General features: G+C 70.4%; 20 protein-coding genes, 1 tRNA gene and 1 pseudogene. 4 read left to right on the forward strand and 18 right to left on the reverse strand.

Going from position 1 to position 17,897, the window contains the following annotated elements; all coding sequences use genetic code 11:
• Positions 1-62: 62 nt before the first annotated feature.
• The 4 genes from ABD289_RS14790 to dnaG form a co-directional block, all read right to left on the reverse strand.
• Positions 63-134, reverse strand: a tRNA-Asn gene (locus ABD289_RS14790).
• Positions 135-245: 111 nt separating this feature from the next.
• Positions 246-1,007 carry a trans-aconitate 2-methyltransferase gene (locus tag ABD289_RS14795; protein WP_344131836.1) on the reverse strand — a complete coding sequence of 254 codons (762 nt, stop codon included), beginning with the start codon at positions 1,005-1,007 and terminating at the stop codon, positions 246-248.
• Between the two features lie 73 nt (positions 1,008-1,080).
• Positions 1,081-1,593, reverse strand: a complete 513-nt coding sequence (locus ABD289_RS14800; protein ID WP_344131839.1) for a hypothetical protein — start codon at positions 1,591-1,593, stop codon at positions 1,081-1,083.
• Positions 1,590-3,482 carry a DNA primase gene (gene dnaG, locus ABD289_RS14805; RefSeq protein ID WP_344131842.1) on the reverse strand — a complete coding sequence of 631 codons (1,893 nt, stop codon included), beginning with the start codon at positions 3,480-3,482 and terminating at the stop codon, positions 1,590-1,592. Before dnaG ends, ABD289_RS14800 begins: the two co-directional genes overlap by 4 nt.
• Before the next feature lie 69 nt (positions 3,483-3,551).
• Between dnaG and sigJ the strand changes: the two are divergent.
• Positions 3,552-4,298 (forward strand): annotated as a pseudogene (gene sigJ / locus ABD289_RS14810) (RNA polymerase sigma factor SigJ); the annotation flags it as partial.
• A gap of 53 nt (positions 4,299-4,351) precedes the next feature.
• Here sigJ and ABD289_RS14815 read toward each other — a convergent pair.
• From ABD289_RS14815 to ABD289_RS14840, 6 genes are all read right to left on the reverse strand, one after another.
• Positions 4,352-4,918 carry a carboxymuconolactone decarboxylase family protein gene (locus ABD289_RS14815; RefSeq protein WP_344131846.1) on the reverse strand — a complete coding sequence of 189 codons (567 nt, stop codon included), beginning with the start codon at positions 4,916-4,918 and terminating at the stop codon, positions 4,352-4,354.
• Positions 4,919-5,001: 83 nt separating this feature from the next.
• Positions 5,002-6,093 (reverse strand): serpin family protein, encoded by a 1,092-nt coding sequence (locus ABD289_RS14820; RefSeq protein ID WP_344131850.1) that lies wholly within the window; start codon positions 6,091-6,093, stop codon positions 5,002-5,004.
• A 314-nt stretch (positions 6,094-6,407) separates the two neighbouring features.
• A complete protein-coding gene (locus tag ABD289_RS14825; RefSeq protein ID WP_344131853.1) occupies positions 6,408-6,593 on the reverse strand; it encodes a hypothetical protein in 186 nt (61 codons plus the stop codon).
• Between the two features lie 185 nt (positions 6,594-6,778).
• Positions 6,779-8,074 (reverse strand): deoxyguanosinetriphosphate triphosphohydrolase, encoded by a 1,296-nt coding sequence (locus ABD289_RS14830; protein WP_344131856.1) that lies wholly within the window; start codon positions 8,072-8,074, stop codon positions 6,779-6,781.
• A 40-nt stretch (positions 8,075-8,114) separates the two neighbouring features.
• Complete coding sequence (locus ABD289_RS14835) at positions 8,115-8,768, reverse strand: YdcF family protein (protein ID WP_344131859.1); 654 nt, start codon at positions 8,766-8,768, stop codon at positions 8,115-8,117.
• A gap of 73 nt (positions 8,769-8,841) precedes the next feature.
• Complete coding sequence (locus ABD289_RS14840) at positions 8,842-10,227, reverse strand: glycine--tRNA ligase (protein ID WP_344132091.1); 1,386 nt, start codon at positions 10,225-10,227, stop codon at positions 8,842-8,844.
• Positions 10,228-10,461: 234 nt separating this feature from the next.
• Between ABD289_RS14840 and ABD289_RS14845 the strand changes: the two genes are divergently transcribed.
• Together ABD289_RS14845 and ABD289_RS14850 are read left to right on the forward strand one after the other, a co-directional pair.
• Positions 10,462-10,890, forward strand: coding sequence for an ArsR/SmtB family transcription factor (locus tag ABD289_RS14845; RefSeq protein WP_344131862.1), 429 nt, complete (start codon positions 10,462-10,464; stop codon positions 10,888-10,890).
• A complete protein-coding gene (locus tag ABD289_RS14850) occupies positions 10,887-11,312 on the forward strand; it encodes a Fur family transcriptional regulator (RefSeq protein WP_344131865.1) in 426 nt (141 codons plus the stop codon). The genes ABD289_RS14845 and ABD289_RS14850 overlap by 4 nt, the downstream gene beginning before the upstream one ends.
• Before the next feature lie 166 nt (positions 11,313-11,478).
• On the opposite strand, the gene ABD289_RS14855 is transcribed toward ABD289_RS14850, so the two are convergent.
• The 5 genes from ABD289_RS14855 to recO form a co-directional block, all read right to left on the reverse strand.
• A complete protein-coding gene (locus ABD289_RS14855) occupies positions 11,479-12,168 on the reverse strand; it encodes a TIGR03943 family putative permease subunit (protein ID WP_344131868.1) in 690 nt (229 codons plus the stop codon).
• Positions 12,168-13,172, reverse strand: coding sequence for a permease (locus ABD289_RS14860; RefSeq protein ID WP_344131871.1), 1,005 nt, complete (start codon positions 13,170-13,172; stop codon positions 12,168-12,170). The genes ABD289_RS14855 and ABD289_RS14860 overlap by 1 nt, the downstream gene beginning before the upstream one ends.
• Before the next feature lie 197 nt (positions 13,173-13,369).
• On the reverse strand, positions 13,370-13,789 hold the full coding sequence (locus ABD289_RS14865) for a hypothetical protein (RefSeq protein WP_344131874.1): 420 nt from the start codon (positions 13,787-13,789) through the stop codon (positions 13,370-13,372).
• Positions 13,786-14,622, reverse strand: a complete 837-nt coding sequence (locus tag ABD289_RS14870; protein ID WP_344131877.1) for an isoprenyl transferase — start codon at positions 14,620-14,622, stop codon at positions 13,786-13,788. Before ABD289_RS14870 ends, ABD289_RS14865 begins: the two co-directional genes overlap by 4 nt.
• Positions 14,623-14,689: 67 nt before the next feature.
• On the reverse strand, positions 14,690-15,487 hold the full coding sequence (gene recO / locus ABD289_RS14875; RefSeq protein ID WP_344131880.1) for a DNA repair protein RecO: 798 nt from the start codon (positions 15,485-15,487) through the stop codon (positions 14,690-14,692).
• Between the two features lie 124 nt (positions 15,488-15,611).
• Here recO and ABD289_RS14880 point away from each other — a divergent pair, with 124 nt between their 5' ends.
• The gene (locus tag ABD289_RS14880) at positions 15,612-15,971 is read left to right on the forward strand and encodes a DUF4190 domain-containing protein (RefSeq protein WP_344131883.1); all 360 of its coding nucleotides are present in this window, start codon (positions 15,612-15,614) and stop codon (positions 15,969-15,971) included.
• A gap of 37 nt (positions 15,972-16,008) precedes the next feature.
• On the opposite strand, the gene ABD289_RS14885 is transcribed toward ABD289_RS14880, so the two are convergent.
• The 3 genes from ABD289_RS14885 to ABD289_RS14895 form a co-directional block, all read right to left on the reverse strand.
• Positions 16,009-16,428 (reverse strand): DUF2752 domain-containing protein, encoded by a 420-nt coding sequence (locus ABD289_RS14885; RefSeq protein ID WP_344131886.1) that lies wholly within the window; start codon positions 16,426-16,428, stop codon positions 16,009-16,011.
• Entirely contained in the window at positions 16,428-16,889 is a 462-nt protein-coding gene (locus ABD289_RS14890) for a CD225/dispanin family protein (RefSeq protein WP_344131889.1), read from the reverse strand. Before ABD289_RS14890 ends, ABD289_RS14885 begins: the two co-directional genes overlap by 1 nt.
• Positions 16,890-16,973: 84 nt before the next feature.
• Entirely contained in the window at positions 16,974-17,786 is an 813-nt protein-coding gene (locus ABD289_RS14895; protein WP_344131892.1) for an RDD family protein, read from the reverse strand.
• Between the last annotated feature and the right edge of the window lie 111 nt (positions 17,787-17,897).

Raw genomic sequence — 17,897 nt, forward strand, 5'->3', positions numbered from 1 at the left:
GTGTTGCACCGACTCCGAAACGCGAAACGGGCCGCCGGGAAAACCGGCGGGCCGTTCGAATGCTCCTCCGACTGGACTCGAACCAGTAACCTTTCGGTTAACAGCCGAATGCTCTGCCATTGAGCTACGGAGGAATGTTTTGTTGTGTCCCGCTCTCTCGCGCTGACGTGTAATACTTTAGCGGATCGCCGCGGGCGGCTTCACGGGGGGTCCCCCTTTTGCCGTGCCACCACCGTATCAGCTGGTCAAGGGCGCTGAGCCACGACGAAGACGCGGCGGAAGGCGAACCAGGTCACCCCGTCGGAACGACGCGGGTACGCCGCGGCGAGTTCGGGTGCGAGCTCCGCGCGGAACAGCTCCCACTCGGCGTCGTCCAGCGCGGCGCGGATCGGGCGCAGCGCGGTGCCGGCGACCCACTCCAGCACCGGGTTCTCCCCGCGCATGGCCTGAACGTAGGTCGTCTCCCACGCGTCGACGGCGGCGCCCGCGTCGGCCGCGATGTCGGCGTAGTCCTGCGGATCCAGCACCGCGTCCTTGCGCAGGGGAACCTCGCGCAGGCGCTCGCCCCAGCGGGAGGAGCCGGCCAGCTCGCGGATGATGTTGTGCGACGGGGCGTCGAAGTTGCCCGGCACCTGGAAGGCGAACCACGCCCCGGCGGGCAGGTCCGGGATCCAGCCGCGGAGCAGCTGCACGTGCTCGGGGACCCACTGCAGGACCGCGTTGCACAGCACGACGTCGACGTCCGGACCGGGCCTCCATGCGCGGACGTCGCCCACCCGGGCGGGCACGCCGCGCTCCCGGGCGGCTCGGACCATGTCCGGGGACGAGTCCAGCGCCTCCAGCTCGGCGTCCGGCCAGCGGTCCGCGAGCAGATGGGTCAGGTTGCCCGCGCCGCAGCCGAGATCGACCACGCGACGGGGGCTCGCCGCGCCGACGCGAGCCATCAGCTCGTGCGCCGGTCGAGCGCGGTGGTCGCTGAACGCCAGGTACTCGCCCGGATCCCACATGACCCCTCCCGCAAACAGTACGTCCGTACTGTATCGCCGCGAGCTAGCGGCGCCAAGGGGAGACGAGCGGGGGCTACTCCCCGCCGAGGCGGCTCACCACCGCCTGCGCCAGGGCGCGCGCAGCGGCGTCGCTGGTGTCCCGGTCCGGCCGGATCTGCAGCGTCATGCCGTCCCGACCGGGAATCTTGCGCTGGACCACCCACGCTCCGCCGTTGGGCAGGTCGCGGTGGTGGCGGGAGCGGATCGAGAGGTTGACGCGCTCGTGGACCACGTCCGGCAGCCGAGCCGGACGAGTCAGCCGCAGCCGCCGAATCGGCTGGTCGCGCAGCAGGACCGCGCCACCGACGTCGTCGATCTCCGCCGCCTCGGTCAGGGTCAGCACCCCGTCGCGCCAGGTCGCCTTGCTGACCAGGTGCCAGCCGACGCGGCGCGCCTCCGGCAGCCACAACCCCAGGTGCGTGGCGACCACCGGGCCGTCCTCGGTGCGGCCGGAGGCCAGCACCTGCTCCTCGGCGTCCAGGTTGCCCTGGAAGTCGCTCGGGACCTCGGCCGTTCCGGACAGCCGCGCCAGCAGCCGCCGGATCACAACTGGCCCATCGCCTGGTCGAGCAGCGCCTTGCGATAGCCCTCGAGAGCCACCAGATCACCGAACAGCGCGTTGTACTCCTCGGCGTCGTCGATCGGCGACATCCGCTGGACCTTCGACTTGATGTCCGCGATCTGCCTGCTGACCAGGCGTTCCTGCAACCGGGCGATGACCGCGGCCACGTAGCGGGGATCGTCCTCGCTCTGCCACTCCAGCGCCTCGACCGCCAGCTGGGTGCACAACCGCGCGCCCACCTGGTTCTCGCACCGCTGGGAGACCGCCTCGATCAGCACCGCGCCGCTGAGCCCGGCGGAGGTGCCGCCCGCGTTCAGCAAGGCGCGGTGCACCTCGGCGTATACCGGCTCGGTGAAGGCCTCCTCGGGCAACGAGTCGTAGAGCGGGCCCGCCAGGGACGGGACCTGCAGCGCCGCCTTGAGCGCCTCGCGCTGCAGCCAGCGCGGATCGTGCCGGGGCGGGCGCTGGGGCAGCTCGACCTCCATGCCCAGCGACTGCTGCGACTCGTCGCGCCGGGGACGGCGCTGCTGCTTGCGCACCGGGGCGCCGGATTCCTCCCGGACCCGCTTGACCACCTGGTTCTCGTCGTTCCACCCGGCCCACCAGGCCAGCTTCGCGGCGTAGCCGTCGCGGCTGGCCGGGTCCTTGATCTGCGCGACCAGCGGGACCGTGCGCTTGAGCGCGGCCACCCGGCCGTCGACCGAGTCGAGGTCGTAGTCCTCCAGCAGGCTGCGGATGGCGAACTCGAACAGCGGCCGGCGGCGGGCCACCAGGTCGCGGACCGAGGCGTCGCCCTTGGCCTCGCGCAGCTCGCACGGGTCCATGCCCTCCTGGGTGATGGCCACGTAGGTCTGCCCGGCGAACTGCTGCTCGCCCTCGAAGGCCTTCAGCGCGGCCTTCTGGCCGGCCTCGTCGCCGTCGAAGGTGAAGATGACCTCGCCGCGGAAGGTGTCCTCGTCCATCATCAACCGGCGCAGCACCGAGATGTGCTCGTCGCCGAACGCGGTCCCGCAGGAGGCGATCGCGGTGGGCACGCCTGCCAGGTGCATGGCCATCACGTCGGTGTAGCCCTCGACGACGACCGCCTGGCGGCGCTTGGCGATCTCGCGCTTGGCCAGGTCGATGCCGAAGAGCACCTGCGACTTGTTGAAGATCGGGGTGGCCGAGGTGTTGACGTACTTCGCCTCGATCGGGTCGTCGTCGAAGATCCGCCGCGCGCCGAAGCCGACCACGTCACCGCCGAGGTCCTTGAGCGGCCACAGCAGACGCCGGTGGAAGCGGTCCATCGGGCCGCGCCGGCCCTCGCGGGACAGCCCGCACTTGATCAGTTCCTCGACCTCGAAGCCCTTGTTCAGCAGCAGCTTGGTCAGCTTGTCCCAGCCGCTGGGGGCGAAACCGCAGCCGAAGCGCTGCGCGGCGGCCTCGTCGAAGCCGCGCGAGGTCAGGTATTCGCGAGCGGGCCGGGCCTCCGGTGAGCGCAGCTGCTCGGCGTAGAACTCGGCGGCGATGCGGTGCGCCTCGACCATCCGGGCGCGGGTGCCGCGGTCGCGCTTGGGCCCGGGGGTACCGCCCTCGTAGGTCAGCTGCAGCCCGGCGCGGTCGGCGAGCCGCTCGACGGATTCGACGAAGCCGAGGTGCTCGGTCTTCATCAGGAAGGCGATGACGTCCCCGCCCTCGCCGCAGCCGAAGCAGTGGAACGTGCCGTGACTGGGGCGGACGTTGAACGAAGGAGTCTTCTCGTCGTGGAACGGGCACAGGCCCTTCTGCGCACCACCACCGGCGTTGCGCAGCGCCACGTACTCGCCGACGACATCGTCGATCCGGATGCGATCGCGCACCTCGGCGATGTCGCTTTCCCGGATCCTGCCTGCCACGTCGCCCAGTTTAGGCCCAACGTGATCGTTCACGACCGGGTGGCCGCCGGATGCGGCAGAATCCGGGGCGTGGACGCCAGCGACGCGACTCTCGCCGCCGAGTTCGACCAGCACCGCAGCCGGTTGATCGGGTTGGGCTACCGGCTCACCGGCCGGTTGGCCGATGCCGAGGACGCGGTGCAGGACGCGTGGTTGCGGCTGGCCGCCGCCGAGCGGCCGGAGATCCACGACCTCGGCGGCTGGTTGACCACGGTGGTCAGCCGGCTGTGCCTGGACCGGATGCGCTCGGCCACCGCGCGGCGGGAGCACTACATCGGCCCGTGGATACCGGAACCGCTGGTCAGCGCGTTGGACGAGGACCCGGGCGAGGTGGTGGCCGGGCAGGACGACCTGCGGCTGGCCGCGCTGCGGGTGCTGCACGAGCTCTCCCCCGACCAGCGACTGGCGTTCGTCCTGCACGACGGCTTCGACCTGCCTTTCGCCGAGATCGCCGAGGTCCTCGACTGCAGCGCCGCGGCGGCCCGGCAGCACGCCTCCCGGGCGCGCAAGGTGATGGCCGACGCGGCGCCGCCGGAGCGCGCGCCACTGCCCGCGCAGCGGCGCGCGCTCGAGGAGTTCCTGGCCGCGGTCGCCTCCAAGGACGTCGCGGCGATCACCAAGGTGCTGCACCCGGACGCCGTGGTCTACGGCGACAGCGGCGGCAAGGCGCGCACCGCCCGCAGGCCGGTGGTCGGGGCCGACAAGGTCGCCCGGTTCGCCGCTGGCCTGATGAGCAAGTACGGCGCGGCGCTGTTAGCCGGCGCCCGACCGATCCTGGTCAACCCCGCAAGCTCGCCCGGGTCGACCTCTGAGCCGAAGCCGGCGCTCGATCAGGGCATCGGCGCCCGGCACGCCTCTCCGCTGGTGAAGCCCTGGGAGGTGAGCCCGAGTGCGTGGTTGAAGCGGGTGCGCTGGTTCTCCACGGCGATCATGTGGGTCAGTTCGACCACGCCCTTGTGCCCCAGGGCCGCGTCCAGCCCGGCCACTTGCTCCTCGGTGACCGTCATCGGCTCGTTGGTCATGGCGTCGGCGTAAGCGATGACCTCGCGCTCGAGTTCGGTGAACCGCTCCGAGGCCGCGTAGTCGTCGATCTCCTTCAGCCGGTCGATGTCCAGGCCCTCGTTGCGCTGCAGCATCGTGCCGAAGTCGACGCACCACGAGCAGCCGAGCTTGGTCGCCACCCGGTAGACCGCCAGCTCCCGCAACCGGGCGGGCAGGGCGGTGGCCGCCTTCTCGACGGCGCCCTCGGACATGCCGGAGGCGGCCAGCAGCCGCGGGTGGTGGGCCATCACGGCCAGCGGGTCCAGCACCGCGCCGAAGCGGCGCTTGGAGTACCAGTAGAACAACTTGACCAGCGGGTTCGCCTCGCGCGCCGACACGCTGGGGATGCGTGGCATCGTCTCTCTCCCTCCTAGCCGCCCCGCGGTTTCGGGGCGCTCGTGCAGAGAGGACGAGACGGCGCCGAACGTTGTGACGAGCGCTAGCTCGGACGGGTGACGCGGGAGAGGAAGTAGATCGCGCCGGTCTCGCGGTGGCGGACCAGCAGCAGGAACGGCCGATCGACCTCGACGCGCAGCGGTGCGGGTTCGCGCACCACGGCCGTCAGCCGCATCATCATCGCCGTGGCGGCCGCGCCTTCCAGGCCGCTCTCGTCCACGTCCAGCACCGACTCGTGCACCGCCGTGGAGACCCGCAGCGGTAGCGACGTCAGCGGGGAGAAGTCCGCGCCCGGGGTGAACAGCTCGTGCACGCCCAGCGCCGCCAGCGAGTCCGTGAGCTCGGCACCCCCGGTGACCTTGAACTTCGGCAGCGACAGTGCGATCCGCCGCTGCTCGAGCGAATCCAGCAGCTCGCCGAGCTCCGCCGCGCCCAAGCCGGCTTCGGCAGCGGCCAGGTCCGCGTCCGGCAGCAGCACCACGGCCTCCACCCCACCGGCCGCGGGCAGGCTGACCGCCTGCCAGCCGTGGGCGGCGGCATGTCCGAACGTTCGGGTGGCATGCATGGTCGGCACGGCGCGTTCCCCGCCCGGGGCGTGGAACGGGCGGTCGGTGGTCTCCGCGGTGTCGAAGGCCTCGCGCCAGGAGACCTTGAGGTACAGCGCGTTGACCAGCGCGGCGACCGTGCGCGTCTGCACCGAGCCCTCGGGGAGCAGCTCCGGGATGAGCTCGCGGGTGGTCTCGGCGACATCGGCGTTGATCAGCTGCCGGGAGCGCTCCGGATCGGCCAGGAAGGGAGCGTTGCGCACCGAGCTGCCCGGCCAGTCCTCGAGCGCCACCCGGTAGGACTCCTCGATCGGCAGGTCCTCGTAGGCCCACAGGGTGTTGGCCACGGCCAGCACCGGCGGCTCGCCGGAACCGGCGGGGAGCTCCGCGGCCGGGCCGAGCAGGTCCAGCAGACCGGATGGTTCGGCGCGCAGCGCCCCGACGATCTGCTCCCTGGTCTTGCCGCCGGTCGCGGTGGCGGCAAGACCCAGCGCACTGCTCACCGAGTACGGCGACCAGCAGAACGAGCGGTCGGCGGCCGGAGCCAGCTGGTGGTGCAGGGCGAGGGTGAAGTCGAGGTGTTCGCGCACGTCCGCAGGGCTCCGTTCCGCGTTCGGCAAGGCTTCGGCCGAGTCCGAGTCTGCCAGAGCGAGAAGCCGCCACGGCCGGATCGAACCCACCGCTTTTTCCCGGAGGTGCGCGGGAGGGCTGACAGCTCTCGGGGTTGTTTCGGGTGTGGAACGCAGCCTGCGCCGCGGCGGGTTCTCAGACGTCGCCGGGCGAGGACGGCCGCGGCGCCGCGCGGGCCGCTACTCGAGTCGCGCGGCCCGGCGGTGTCCGAGGTGCCGCTCCCGGCACCGCCACAAACCCCAAACCGAACAGCTCCGGAGGCAAAGCTGCGGGTTCAGCGCAGGGATTCCTCGATGTCGGACAGGCCCATCAGGCGGAGCTCCTGGGCGATGTACTCGGCCGCGTCCTGGGCCGCAGGGTCCTGCCACTGCAGGTCCTTGATCCAGTCGGCGAGGTTGTCGGTGTTGACGTAGGGCTCGCCGCCCGCGACGAGCTTCTGGATGTAATGCCGGTTGCGCATTGGGTTCTCCTCACGGCCCGGCCTTCGGGGTGGCCGGACCGCCTGGCCGTTCGACACTGCGATGCCGAACGCCCAACGGGATCGGGGGTCTGGTGTCGAGACTCTACAGCCCATCGACACTCTGCGTAAGCATTCTCCGAGCCAACTGAGATCGACTCACGTCTTATAGGTGAAGGTCACATCGACTAAGACACGCTGCGTACATGTTGTGTATGCCATGCCACTGCCTGTGCATCGGTCAACGACGCGATCTGGTCCAGGACCACCCGAAACCGGGCGGAATCGTCCGAAGCGCGCAAGTAGGCATCCCGCATCGCCAGGTCGAGCGAATCGGGGGCTCGCTCGACCAATGCTTCGAACAGCTCGGCGAGCATCGCTCGCTGCTGCTGCACCTTCTTGCGGTGCGTGGCCGTGCGCAGCACGTAGCGCACCGCGACCGCCTTGAGCACCGTCACTTCGGCCGCCACCGACTCCGGGATCACCAGATCGGCGGCATATCGGGTTAGTCCTGGCCCATATCGCTGGAACGTTCCGGTCACCGCAGCGGCCACGAACCGCCCGACCAGCTCGCTGGTCAGCCGCTTGAGCGCCACCTGTGCGGTGAAGCTGTGATCATAATCCAGCACGGCCGCCACCACCGGCCAACTCGCCAGGTCCTCGGCCGCCCGCTCCAGCAACGCCCTGTCCCCGTTGCCGCCCAGGAACCGCTCATCGGCTTCCGCGGCGATCTCCGCGCGCTCGGCGGAGCTGGTCAGCGCGCGCAGCGAGATGCGCCCGGAGATCACGCCGTCCTCGACGTCGTGCACGGAGTAGGCCACGTCGTCGGCCCAGTCCATGACCTGGGCTTCCAGGCACCGCCGCTGCTTCGGGGCACCGGCGCGCAGCCACTCGAAGACCGCCATGTCCTCGGCGTAGACGCCGAACTTGAGCTCCCCCTCGCGCCGCGGCCACGGGTACTTCGTCGTCGCGTCCAGGCACGCGCGGGTCAGGTTGAGCCCGCGTCCGATTCCACCGGATTCGGTGACCTTGGGCTCGAGCCTGGTGAGGATCCGCAAGGTCTGCGCGTTGCCTTCGAAACCACCGTGCGCGGATGCCAGCTCGTTGAGCACCGACTCCCCGTTGTGCCCGAAAGGGGGATGACCGATGTCGTGCGCCATCCCGGCGGTGTCGACCAGATCGGGATCGCAACCGAGCGCCGAGGCGAGGCCCCGGCCGATCTGCGCCACCTCCAGCGAGTGCGTCAGGCGGGTGCGCGGCTCCCGGGTCGAGCTGGGCTCGTCGGCGCTCTCGAACGGCCCGACGACCTGCGTCTTGCCGGCGAGCCTGCGCAGCGCGGCGGAGTGCAGCACGCGCGCGCGGTCGTGCTCGAACGCGGTGCGGTCGTCCGGGCGCGCGCCCTCGGGCAACGAGCCCTTCGGAGCCTCGGGCAGCAACCGCTGCAGGTCGTGCTCGCCGTAACCGGCCGGGATCTTGGACGTCATCGCCCAAAGGCTAAGGCCCGGAGATGACTTTCCCGCGAACTCAGCCCAGCCCGGCGCCGTTGATTTCGGCCGAAGCGTGCGTGAGGCGGTAGTACAGCAGCGCTGCGGTCTCCCGCAGGATGTAGCGCGCCTGGATCTCCCGCGTCTGCACCACCGGTCCGGTGCGAGCGGGCGAGGCGTAGGCGTCCAGCCCCATGTCGCTGGCCATCGTGCGGGAACGCAGCGAGTGCCACGGATCGCTGACGATCAGCGCGGAGCTCCAGTTCCGCTGGTGCGCCTGCTCGGCCACCGCCTGGATGCTGCCCAGCGTGTCGCTGCCGGTCTCCACGTCGACGATCTTCGAGGCGGGCACGTCGTGCTCGACCAGCCAGTCCTTGCCCGCCTCGGCCTCGGTGTAGGCATCGCCCGCCTTGCGACCGCCGACGGTCATGATGTGGTCGGTCACGCCGTCCTCGTAGAGCTTCAGCGCGTGCTTGAGCCGCGCTTCGAGCACGTCGGAGGGCTCGCCGTGGTACTGCGCGGCACCGAGCACCACGCTCACGTCCACGGCCTGCCGCTGATCGGCGCGGGCGACCTGCCAGACGCGAAAGGCAGTTCCGCCGACCACGAGCAGGGCCACCAGTAATGCGCCGAGCACTGCACGGCGCGCGACCCGGCCGGGCCGCGAACGAGATGCGGGGTGTCGAGCGCTCACCGCGACATCCTCGCAGATCCGATCGCGCAGGACCCGGCGCCGCCCAGCGGCGGCACCGGGCAGCCTGCTGACCTCAGCAACCGACCAGGCGGGCCGCCAGGTATTCCTCGAGCTTGTCGATCGACACGCGCTCCTGGCCCATCGTGTCGCGCTCGCGGACCGTGACGGCGTGGTCGGACAGCGTGTCGAAGTCGACCGTGACGCAGAACGGCGTGCCCACCTCGTCGTGCCTGCGGTAGCGGCGGCCGATGGCACCGGCGTCGTCGAAGTCGACGTTCCAGTTGCGGCGCAGCATCGCGGAGATGTCCTTCGCCTTCGGCGAGAGGTCGGAGTTGCGCGACAGCGGCAGCACCGCGACCTTCACCGGGGCCAGCCTGCGGTCCAGCTTGAGGACCGTCCGCTTGTCCACGCCGCCCTTGGCGTTCGGGGCCTCGTCCTCGGTGTAGGCGTCGATCAGGAACGCCATCATCGGACGTCCCACACCGGCAGCGGGCTCGATGACGTACGGGCGGAAGCGGGAGTTGCTGGCCTGGTCGAAGTAGGTCAGGTCCACGCCCGAGTGGTTGGAGTGCGTCGACAGGTCGAAGTCGGTGCGGTTGGCGATGCCCTCGAGCTCGCCCCACTCCTGGCCCGCGAAGCGGAACCGGTACTCGACGTCGACGGTGCGCTTGGAGTAGTGCGAGAGCTTGTCCTGCGGGTGCTCGTACTCGCGCAGGTTGTCCTTGTTGATGCCCAGCTCGACGTACCACTTCATGCGCTCGTCGATCCAGTACTGGTGCCACTGCTCGTCCTCGCCGGGCTCGACGAAGAACTCCATCTCCATCTGCTCGAACTCGCGAGTCCGGAAGATGAAGTTGCCGGGCGTGATCTCGTTGCGGAACGACTTGCCGATCTGGCCGATGCCGAACGGCGGCTTCTTGCGCGCCGTGGTCATCACGTTCGCGAAGTTGATGAAGATGCCCTGCGCCGTCTCCGGGCGCATGTAGTGCAGGCCCTCTTCGCTCTCCACCGGCCCGAGGAACGTCTTGAGCATCATGTTGAACTCGCGCGGCTCGGTGTACTCGCCGCGGTTGCCGCAGTTCGGGCACGGGACGTCCGAGAGGTCGTCCTCGCTGGCCTCCTTGCCGGTGCGCTCGGTGTACTCCTCGGCGAGCTGGTCGGCGCGGAAGCGGCGGTGGCAGGAGGTGCACTCCACCAGCGGGTCGTTGAACGCGTTGACGTGGCCGGAGGCCTCCCAGACCTGCCGGGGCAGGATCACCGAGGAGTCCAGGCCGACGACGTCGTCGCGGCCCTGCACCATGTGCTTCCACCACTGGCGCTTGATGTTGTCCTTGAGCTCGACACCGAGCGGTCCGTAGTCCCAGGCCGACCGGGTACCGCCGTAGATCTCACCCGACGGGTAGACGAAACCACGGCGCTTGCAGAGATTGACGATCGTGTCGATCTGGTCGGCGGGCACGTTCACTCCGGAATAATCACTGGATACGTCGAACCAGCTGGTCGGGCTGGAGTTGCCCAGCGTACCGACCAGCCACGCGTCCCGTACGCCCGGTCCTGGCTCGAACGAGCGGGACCGCGCTGCGCTGGCCCGGAGGAGTCGATCATGCAGGTGGGTATGCCCTTACCCGTAGGATGGTCGGTGTAGAACGTCCTGGCGTTCAGGCGGGCGTGATGGTCCGCCGGGAAGGAAGCGATGCCCGCCGTCAGCCCGGAATCCACCCCGGCCCGGCCGGCCGCGGACCGGCCCGAGGACCACGTCCACTCCCCCGAGCGCGCGGCCCAGCCGGCCCCGGCCCGCGACCAGCAGACCTTGCACGAGGCGGGCGAGCTGCTGCGCGCGCTGGCCGCGCCGGTGCGCATCGCCATCGTGCTGCAGCTTCGGGTGGCCGACCGGTGCGTGCACGAACTCGTCGAGTCGCTCGGCGTGGCGCAGCCGTTGATCAGCCAGCACCTGCGGGTGCTGAAGTCGGCCGGAGTGGTCTTCGGCGAGCGGCACGGCCGCGAGGTGGTGTACCGGCTCGTCGACGAACACCTGGCGCATATCGTGGTGGACGCCGTGGCGCACTCGGAGGAGCTGGCCCGCGGTAGTGACGGAAACGGCGAGGAGACGGATACAGCGTGACGACCGGCCAGGAACCCGCGGTGGGCGTACCCGGCCTGCGGGCCACCAAGCAACGGGCCGCGGTGTCGAACCTGCTGGACCAGGTCAACGACTTCCGCTCGGCTCAGGAACTGCACGAGGAGCTTCGGCGGCAGGGCGAGGGAATCGGCCTGACCACCGTCTACCGCACGCTGCAGACCCTCGCCGACGCGGGCGAGGTGGACGTGCTGCGCAACCCGCAGGGCGAGGCGGTCTACCGGCGCTGCTCGAGCCATCATCACCACCACCTGCTGTGCCGGGAGTGCAGCCGCACGGTCGAGGTGGCCGACCCGCCGGTGGAGAACTGGGCCGAGCGCATCGGTCAGGAGCACGGATTCTCCAACGTCAGCCACACCGTCGAGATCGTCGGCACCTGCCCGGACTGCAGCGCCAAGGGCCTCTGAGCAGCTTCTTCGAGGCACTGCTCCGCTCGACGGTGCAGGTAGCGGAAGCTGAGCGGCTCCGCGTGCCACTCCTGATGCGGCCACCTACGCGGCTTCGCGGCGTGCTCGCAACGAAGCCGCTGGAGAACCCGTCGCGGTGCGAGCTGAGTCCGGGCAGAGCGCCACCTCAGTACTCGTACTGGTCCTTCGGGGCTTCGATCGGGCGCAGCTCGGTCGGGGCGAAGGTCGGGACGTAGTCGTTCTCGTCGGTGGCCGAGCCCGGCCGCAGCTCTCCGGTGACCTCCAGCCAGGTGTCCTCCGGCAGGTCCGCCACCCGCGGGTGCTCCAGGTTGACCACGACCGGAGAGGCATCCGCGGCGCAACAGCTGATGCGCATCCGCGCCAGCCGGGTGACGCCCGGCTGTGGATGGACGACGAAGCCGCGCAGGTGCACGGTCCTGCCGTTGAGCTCACCCGTGGAGTCCCAGACCGCGCGGGTGACGAACTCCGAGACCGGCAGCAGCGGTTCGCCCGGGGGCAGCGGCGGGAAGCGCGATTCGGCGGGCTCGGCCGGGGCGGTGATGCTGTCCCGCGTGACCGAGTCCGAGCCCAGCGCGGGTGGCGCGACCAGGAAGATCGCGAACACCGGCAGGGCCAGCAGCCACGGGCTCCGGGTTCCGTGCTCGCCCGCCACGCGGTCGCCGCGCACGTCCCGCGCGATCGCCAGCGCGGCGAGGACCACCATCACCACGCCCGCCGCGACCAGCCACGGCAGCAGCGAGGCCTTGACGTAGCGCAGGTAGGTGCCGGTCAGCGCGATCTTGAGCAGGGCACCGCCGAAGAGCAGCAGCAGGATGTTCTGGGTCTCGCGGCGCATCAGGCACCTCCGAGCAGCAGGGCGCCCGCGGCGCACGCGGATCCGATGGCCACGACGAAGGTGGTGGGCGCGAACCGGGCCGCGAACCGCCTGCCGAACGCACCGGACTGCAGGGCGATCAGCTTGACGTCCACGGCCGGGCCGACGACCAGGAACACCAGCTTCGCCGTCAGCGGCAGACCGGGCATCGAAGCGACCACGAACGCGTCCGCCTCGCTGCACAGCGCCAGCACGACCGCCAGCACCGCCATCACCAGCACGCCGAGCAGCAGCTGACCGCCGAGGCTCTCCATCCAGGACGCGGGCACCAGCACGTTGAAGGCCGCCGAGGTCAGCCCGCCCAGCACCAGGAATCCGCCCGCCTCGACCAGGTCGTGCCGGGCGGATTCGGTGAAGACCGTCCAGCGGCTCCCGCCGGAGTCGTGGCACTCCAGGCGGCGCAGCGCCCACTCGGCCAGCCATTCGGACTTCCCCAGCCGCACCCAGAGCCAGCCCATCGCGCAGGCGGTCAGCAGCGAACCGAGGAAGCGGGCGAGCACCATCCGAGGTTCGGCCGGGAACGCCACCGCGGTGGAGACCAGCACGACCGGGTTCACCGCCGGGGCGGCCAGCAGGAACGTCAACGCGGCCGCAGGAGCCACCCCTTGCTGGATCAGCCGGCGGGACACCGGCACCGAAGCGCACTCGCACCCCGGCAGCGCCAGCCCCGCGAAGCCCGCCACGGGAACGGCCGCCGATTGGTTCCGCGGCAGCGCCGCGCGCAGCGCCGAGGGCGGCACGAAGGCCGCGATCAAGCCACTGACCAGCACGCCGAACACCAGGAACGGCATGGCTTGCACGCACACGGCGACGAAGATCGTCGACCCGGTGCGCAGCGCGGGCACGTCCAGCAACGCGGCCAGCTGCCCCTGGAAGACGATCGCCAGCACCAGCAGCCCGCACACCACCTCCAACGAGGTGACCGCGGGACGCCGCGTCCGAGGCGGCTCAACGAGATCGGTCACGCACCGAATACTGCCACCGGGCAACGGCGCACTACCTCAGCGAACGGGAACACGCTGCAAAACCCCAGCGCACCGGGAACCCCAACACGCCACCACGTCACCCGAACGAGCTCGAGTTGACAGTTTTGCCTAAAACTGTCCGGACCAAGCGGACATGATCATGGGACAGTTTTAGGCAAAACTGTCAGCGCCGAGAGTCAGGCGCCTTCGGTTTCGAGGAGTTCGCTGCGCAGCTGGGAGGCCGTGGCCACGACCAGCATCAGCAACGTGCCCAGCGGCGAGGCGTCCATGCCCTCGGCCGGGAAGGCGTAGCGCAGGGTCACGTCCACACCGCGCTCGGTGCGGACCACGCCCAAGGTGCCGAACAGGCCCTGGCCTGCGCGTTCGGCCACGGACCGGGCGAGTTCGTCACCCGCGGGAAGATCCCAGGCCACCACGCAGGTCAGGCTCAGCACCGTGAGGCCCTCGGCCAGCTGCATCGCCTGAACCGCGCACGGCACTTCGGAATGCCGGAAGGTCAGCGCGCCGTCGTCGTCGACCTGCACATCGTGATAGCTCTCCAGCGCTTCCTTTGCCGCGGTCATCAACCGCGCGGTGGTTGCGGCCTCTTGAGTCATGAATCGTCCTCCGGGGCGGCCGCGGAGGCCGCCGCCTTATCGATGGCGCCGCCGAAGCGGCGATCCCGGCGCGCGTACTCCTCGCACGCGGCCCACAGATGCGTCCGGTCGACGTCCGGGAACAGCGTGTCCTGGAAGACGAACTCGGAATACGCGGATTGCCAGAGCATGAAGTTCGACGTGCGCGCCTCGCCGGACGGACGGATGAACAGGTCCACGTCCGGCATCTCGGGCTGGTACAGGTGCTTGGCGATGGTCCTCTCGTCGACCCGGTCCGGGTTGATCTTGCCCGCCGCGGCCAGCCGCGCGATCTCCCGCGCGGCGTCGCCGACCTCGGCCCGACCACCGTAGTTCACGCACATGGTCAGGTTCATGACCTCGTTCTTCTGGGTGCGCTCCTCGGCGGCCTGCAGCGTGTTGACCACGCTGCGCCACAGCTTCGGCTTGCGACCTGCCCAGCGCACCCGCACGCCCAGCTCGTCCAGCTCGTCCACGCGGCGCGCGATGACGTCGCGGTTGAAGCCCATCAGGAAGCGGACCTCCTCCGGACTGCGCTTCCAGTTCTCGGTGGAGAACGCGTACAGCGACAGCCACTTGACGCCCAGCTCGATCGCGCCCTTGGCCAGCTCCAGCACCACGGCCTCGCCGCGCTTGTGCCCCTCGACCCGGGGAAGGCCGCGCTCGTTGGCCCAGCGCCCGTTGCCGTCCATCACGATCGCGACGTGGTTGGGCACGAACTCCTGGGGCAACGCCGGCGGCTCGGCCCCGGACGGGTGCGGCTCCGGCGCCTTGACGGTCGGGTCGTCCTTGCCCCGCCCACGGCGTCGCAACATAGCTCGGTTCTCCTTCGGACGTGCTCGAGGTGCTGGCCCATTGTCCCGGTCGAGCACGCTCATCGATTCATCGGCCGTCGGTTACCGCCTCGACCAGCGCCGCGTCGGCCGCGCGCTCGCGGATCAACTCGGGCACGGTGCGCTCCACCAACGGCAACGAGCGCAGCTGCCGCTCCATGTACCACTGCAGATGCGCGGCGATCAGCCCGCTGGCCTCCCGCCGCACCTGGCCCGGTGCTTCCTCCGCGGTCTCCCAGTCGCCGTGCAGCAGGGACTCCATCAGCGGCAGGGTGTGCGCCGATGGCCGCACCGAACCCGCCGGGCGGCACTGCGGGCACACCGCTCCCCCGCCCTGCACGTTGAACGCCGCGTGCGGGCCTTTCCTGCCGCAGCGGGCGCACTCGGTCAGCGCGGGCGCCCAGCCCGCGAACGCCATCGCGCGCAGCAAGAAGGCGTCGAGCACCTGCGAGGAGTCGCGTTCGCGGCCTGCCAGCGCGCGCAGGGCGCCGATGGACAGCAGGTGCAGGCGCAGCACCGGCTCGCCCTCCTCGGCGGCGAGCCGATCGACGGTCTCCAGCACCGCGCAGGCGGCGGTGTAGCGCTGGTAGTCGTCCACGATGTGCACGCCGAAGGCGTCGATGGTCTGCACCTGGGTGATCACGTCGAGCGTGCGTCCGGTGTAGAGCTGCACGTCGACGTGGCAGAACGGTTCGAGCCGCGCGCCGAAGCGCGAACTCGTGCGGCGCACGCCCTTGGCGACCGCGCGCAGCTTGCCGTAGCGGCGGCTGAGCAGGGTGATGATCCGATCCGCCTCGCCCAGCTTCTGAACCCGCAGCACGACAGCGGTATCCCGGTAGAGGCTCACCCGTCCATCTTCGCACCTCGCCACCGCGCGATTCACCGCGTCGCCCGTGCGGTTCGGCCGGTTCTTCGGATTTCGACGGCACCGGAGTGGATAATCGGACCGTTCCAGCCTGGGAAGGAAAGAGATGACGAACCCGTACGGCTCAAACCCGTACCAGCAGTATCCGCAGCAGCCCGGCCCGACCCCGTATCCGCACCAGACCTACCAGGGGTTTCCGGCGCCACCCAGCAACAACGGCTTGGCCATCGCGTCGATGTGCGTGTCGCTGGGCGCGCTGACCACCTGCTACGTGGGCTTCGTGGTCGGCCCGGTCGGGGCCATCCTCGGGCACGTCGCGCTGCGCCAGATCGACCGCGAACCGCAGCGGTTCACCGGCCGCGGCATGGCGCTGGCCGGCATCATCATCGGCTGGATCCAGTGCGCCGCATGGCTGATCTTCGGCACGATCGTCGCGATCGCCATCATCAACGCACCGGCCTCCTGAACCGATCCCGTCCGCCCGCCCTGCCGGGCGGGCGGGTTCAGGCGCGGAGCTGGGTGAACGGCGGGAAGGGCAGGTTGCGGGCGACCGTCCACACCGCCACCAGCCCCAGCAGGACGAACGGTGTCCAACGCCACGATCCCCAGGTCCGGAAGCGCGTTCCCCGCCAGCGACCCCCGACCCAGGCTCCCCACAGCCACAGGAAGAACGGGATCAGGAGCACCGCGAGCGCGTTGTAGTCCAGCGCCGCGGGCAGATCGCCGTGCAGCAGGCTCCAGACCGCTCGCGTGCCACCGCAGCCCGGGCAGTCCAAGCCGGTCAACGCGTTGAACGGGCACGGCGGGAGCCAGGTCCCGGACTCGGAGGTCGGGTCCGCGGCCAGCACGAGGCCGACTCCGGCGAACCCGACCAGCGCGGTAGCAGCGGGCATCCGCATCGCCCGCGCGCTGGCCGGCAGCATCAGAACCGCTGCATGTCCTGCTGCATCCTGCTGAACATGTAGAACATGAACACCACGTAGGCGATCATGAACACGAGCAGCAGCCCGTAGAGCACCGCGCCCGCGATGACGCCCGCCTTGCCCCAGCTCTTGGCCGCGCGCGAGGAGTCCTCGGCACCCCGGTAGTTGCCCTGGTACCACAGCGGGGCGACCTCGACGCACTTGATCAGCGCCGGGATCCCGAGCGGCCAGAACAGCAGGATGCCCGCGATGGCCCAGCCGACGTGGTTCTTGATCGGCATCGGCGGCTGCGGGGTGAAGGTGAACTGCGGCTGCGGGTACTGCTCCGCGGGCTGCAGCGGGAGGCTCTGCTGCTGGGCGGCCTGCTGCTGGGCGGCCTGCTGCTGGGCGGCCTGCGACTGATCGGCCTGCGGCGCGTCGGCCTGCGGCTGCTGGGGGTTCTGCGGTTCGAGCTCGGTCATCGGCTCATCCAAAGGTTCGTAGCGGTCGGTGCGAAGCGGTGCGGCCGGCCGGAGATGCCGCGCACCTCCGACCGGCCGCCTGCGTCACTGCGGGGGCTGCCCGAAGGGCGGCTGGCCCGGAGGCGGCGGGTACCCGCCCTGCTGCGGCTGCCCACCCTGCGGCGGCTGCCCGGGCGGCGGGAACCCGCCCTGCGGCGGCTGCCCCGGCATGCCCGGAGCGCCCGGCATCGGACCGTGCGGCATCGCACCGGGGCCGTCCTCGGCGGAGACCACGACGGTGCTCATGATCTTGTCGGCCCAGGTCTGCTTCTTGTCGTCCCACAGCGGGGAAAGCCAGCCGATGGGCAGACCGCAGATGATCGAGTCGACGATGTGCGCGAGCTGCCGGACGAAGGCCATGCCGAATCCGATCGGCTGCCCGGTCTGCTCGGAGACCGTCTTGATCCGCATGTACTTCTGGCCGATGGTCTGGCCGGTGGTGCCCCGCCGGTAGCAGAGGTTCCAGATGCTGAAGCCGAGGATGCCCAGGTAGGCGATCCCGACGAAGACCAGCAGGATCACCACTCCGACCGGCATCCCCTCGCCCGAGGCACCGCCCGCCGAGGCGATCCCGGCGATGGCCACACCGGAGATCAGGTAGAGCACGAGCATCAGCGCGGCCGGGATCGCGCCGTCGATCAGGTAGCCCAGGGCTCGGGTGCCCCACTCGGCGAGCGCACCGGGTCCGCCACCGAAGACCGGCGGCCCGAAGGCCGGCTGCGGGTAGCCGCCCGGGTAGGGCTGCTGCGGCTGCGGGCCCGAAGGCGGACCGTAGGGCTGCTGCGGCTGCGGGCCCGAGGGCGGGCCGCCGTAGGGCTGCTGCGGTCCGGATGGCGGGCCGCCGTAGGGATTGCTCACGTCAGAAGTCCTTCGTCATCAGGTCGAAAACGCCATTTCCGCCGGGCGTCGAGGCCGGACCGGAACGTACTTCAGACGAGGGACGTCCATGACCGGTTTCGGCCAAAACCG

It is taken from the genome of Saccharopolyspora halophila (assembly GCF_039531955.1).
GTDB lineage: Bacteria > Actinomycetota > Actinomycetes > Mycobacteriales > Pseudonocardiaceae > Saccharopolyspora > Saccharopolyspora halophila.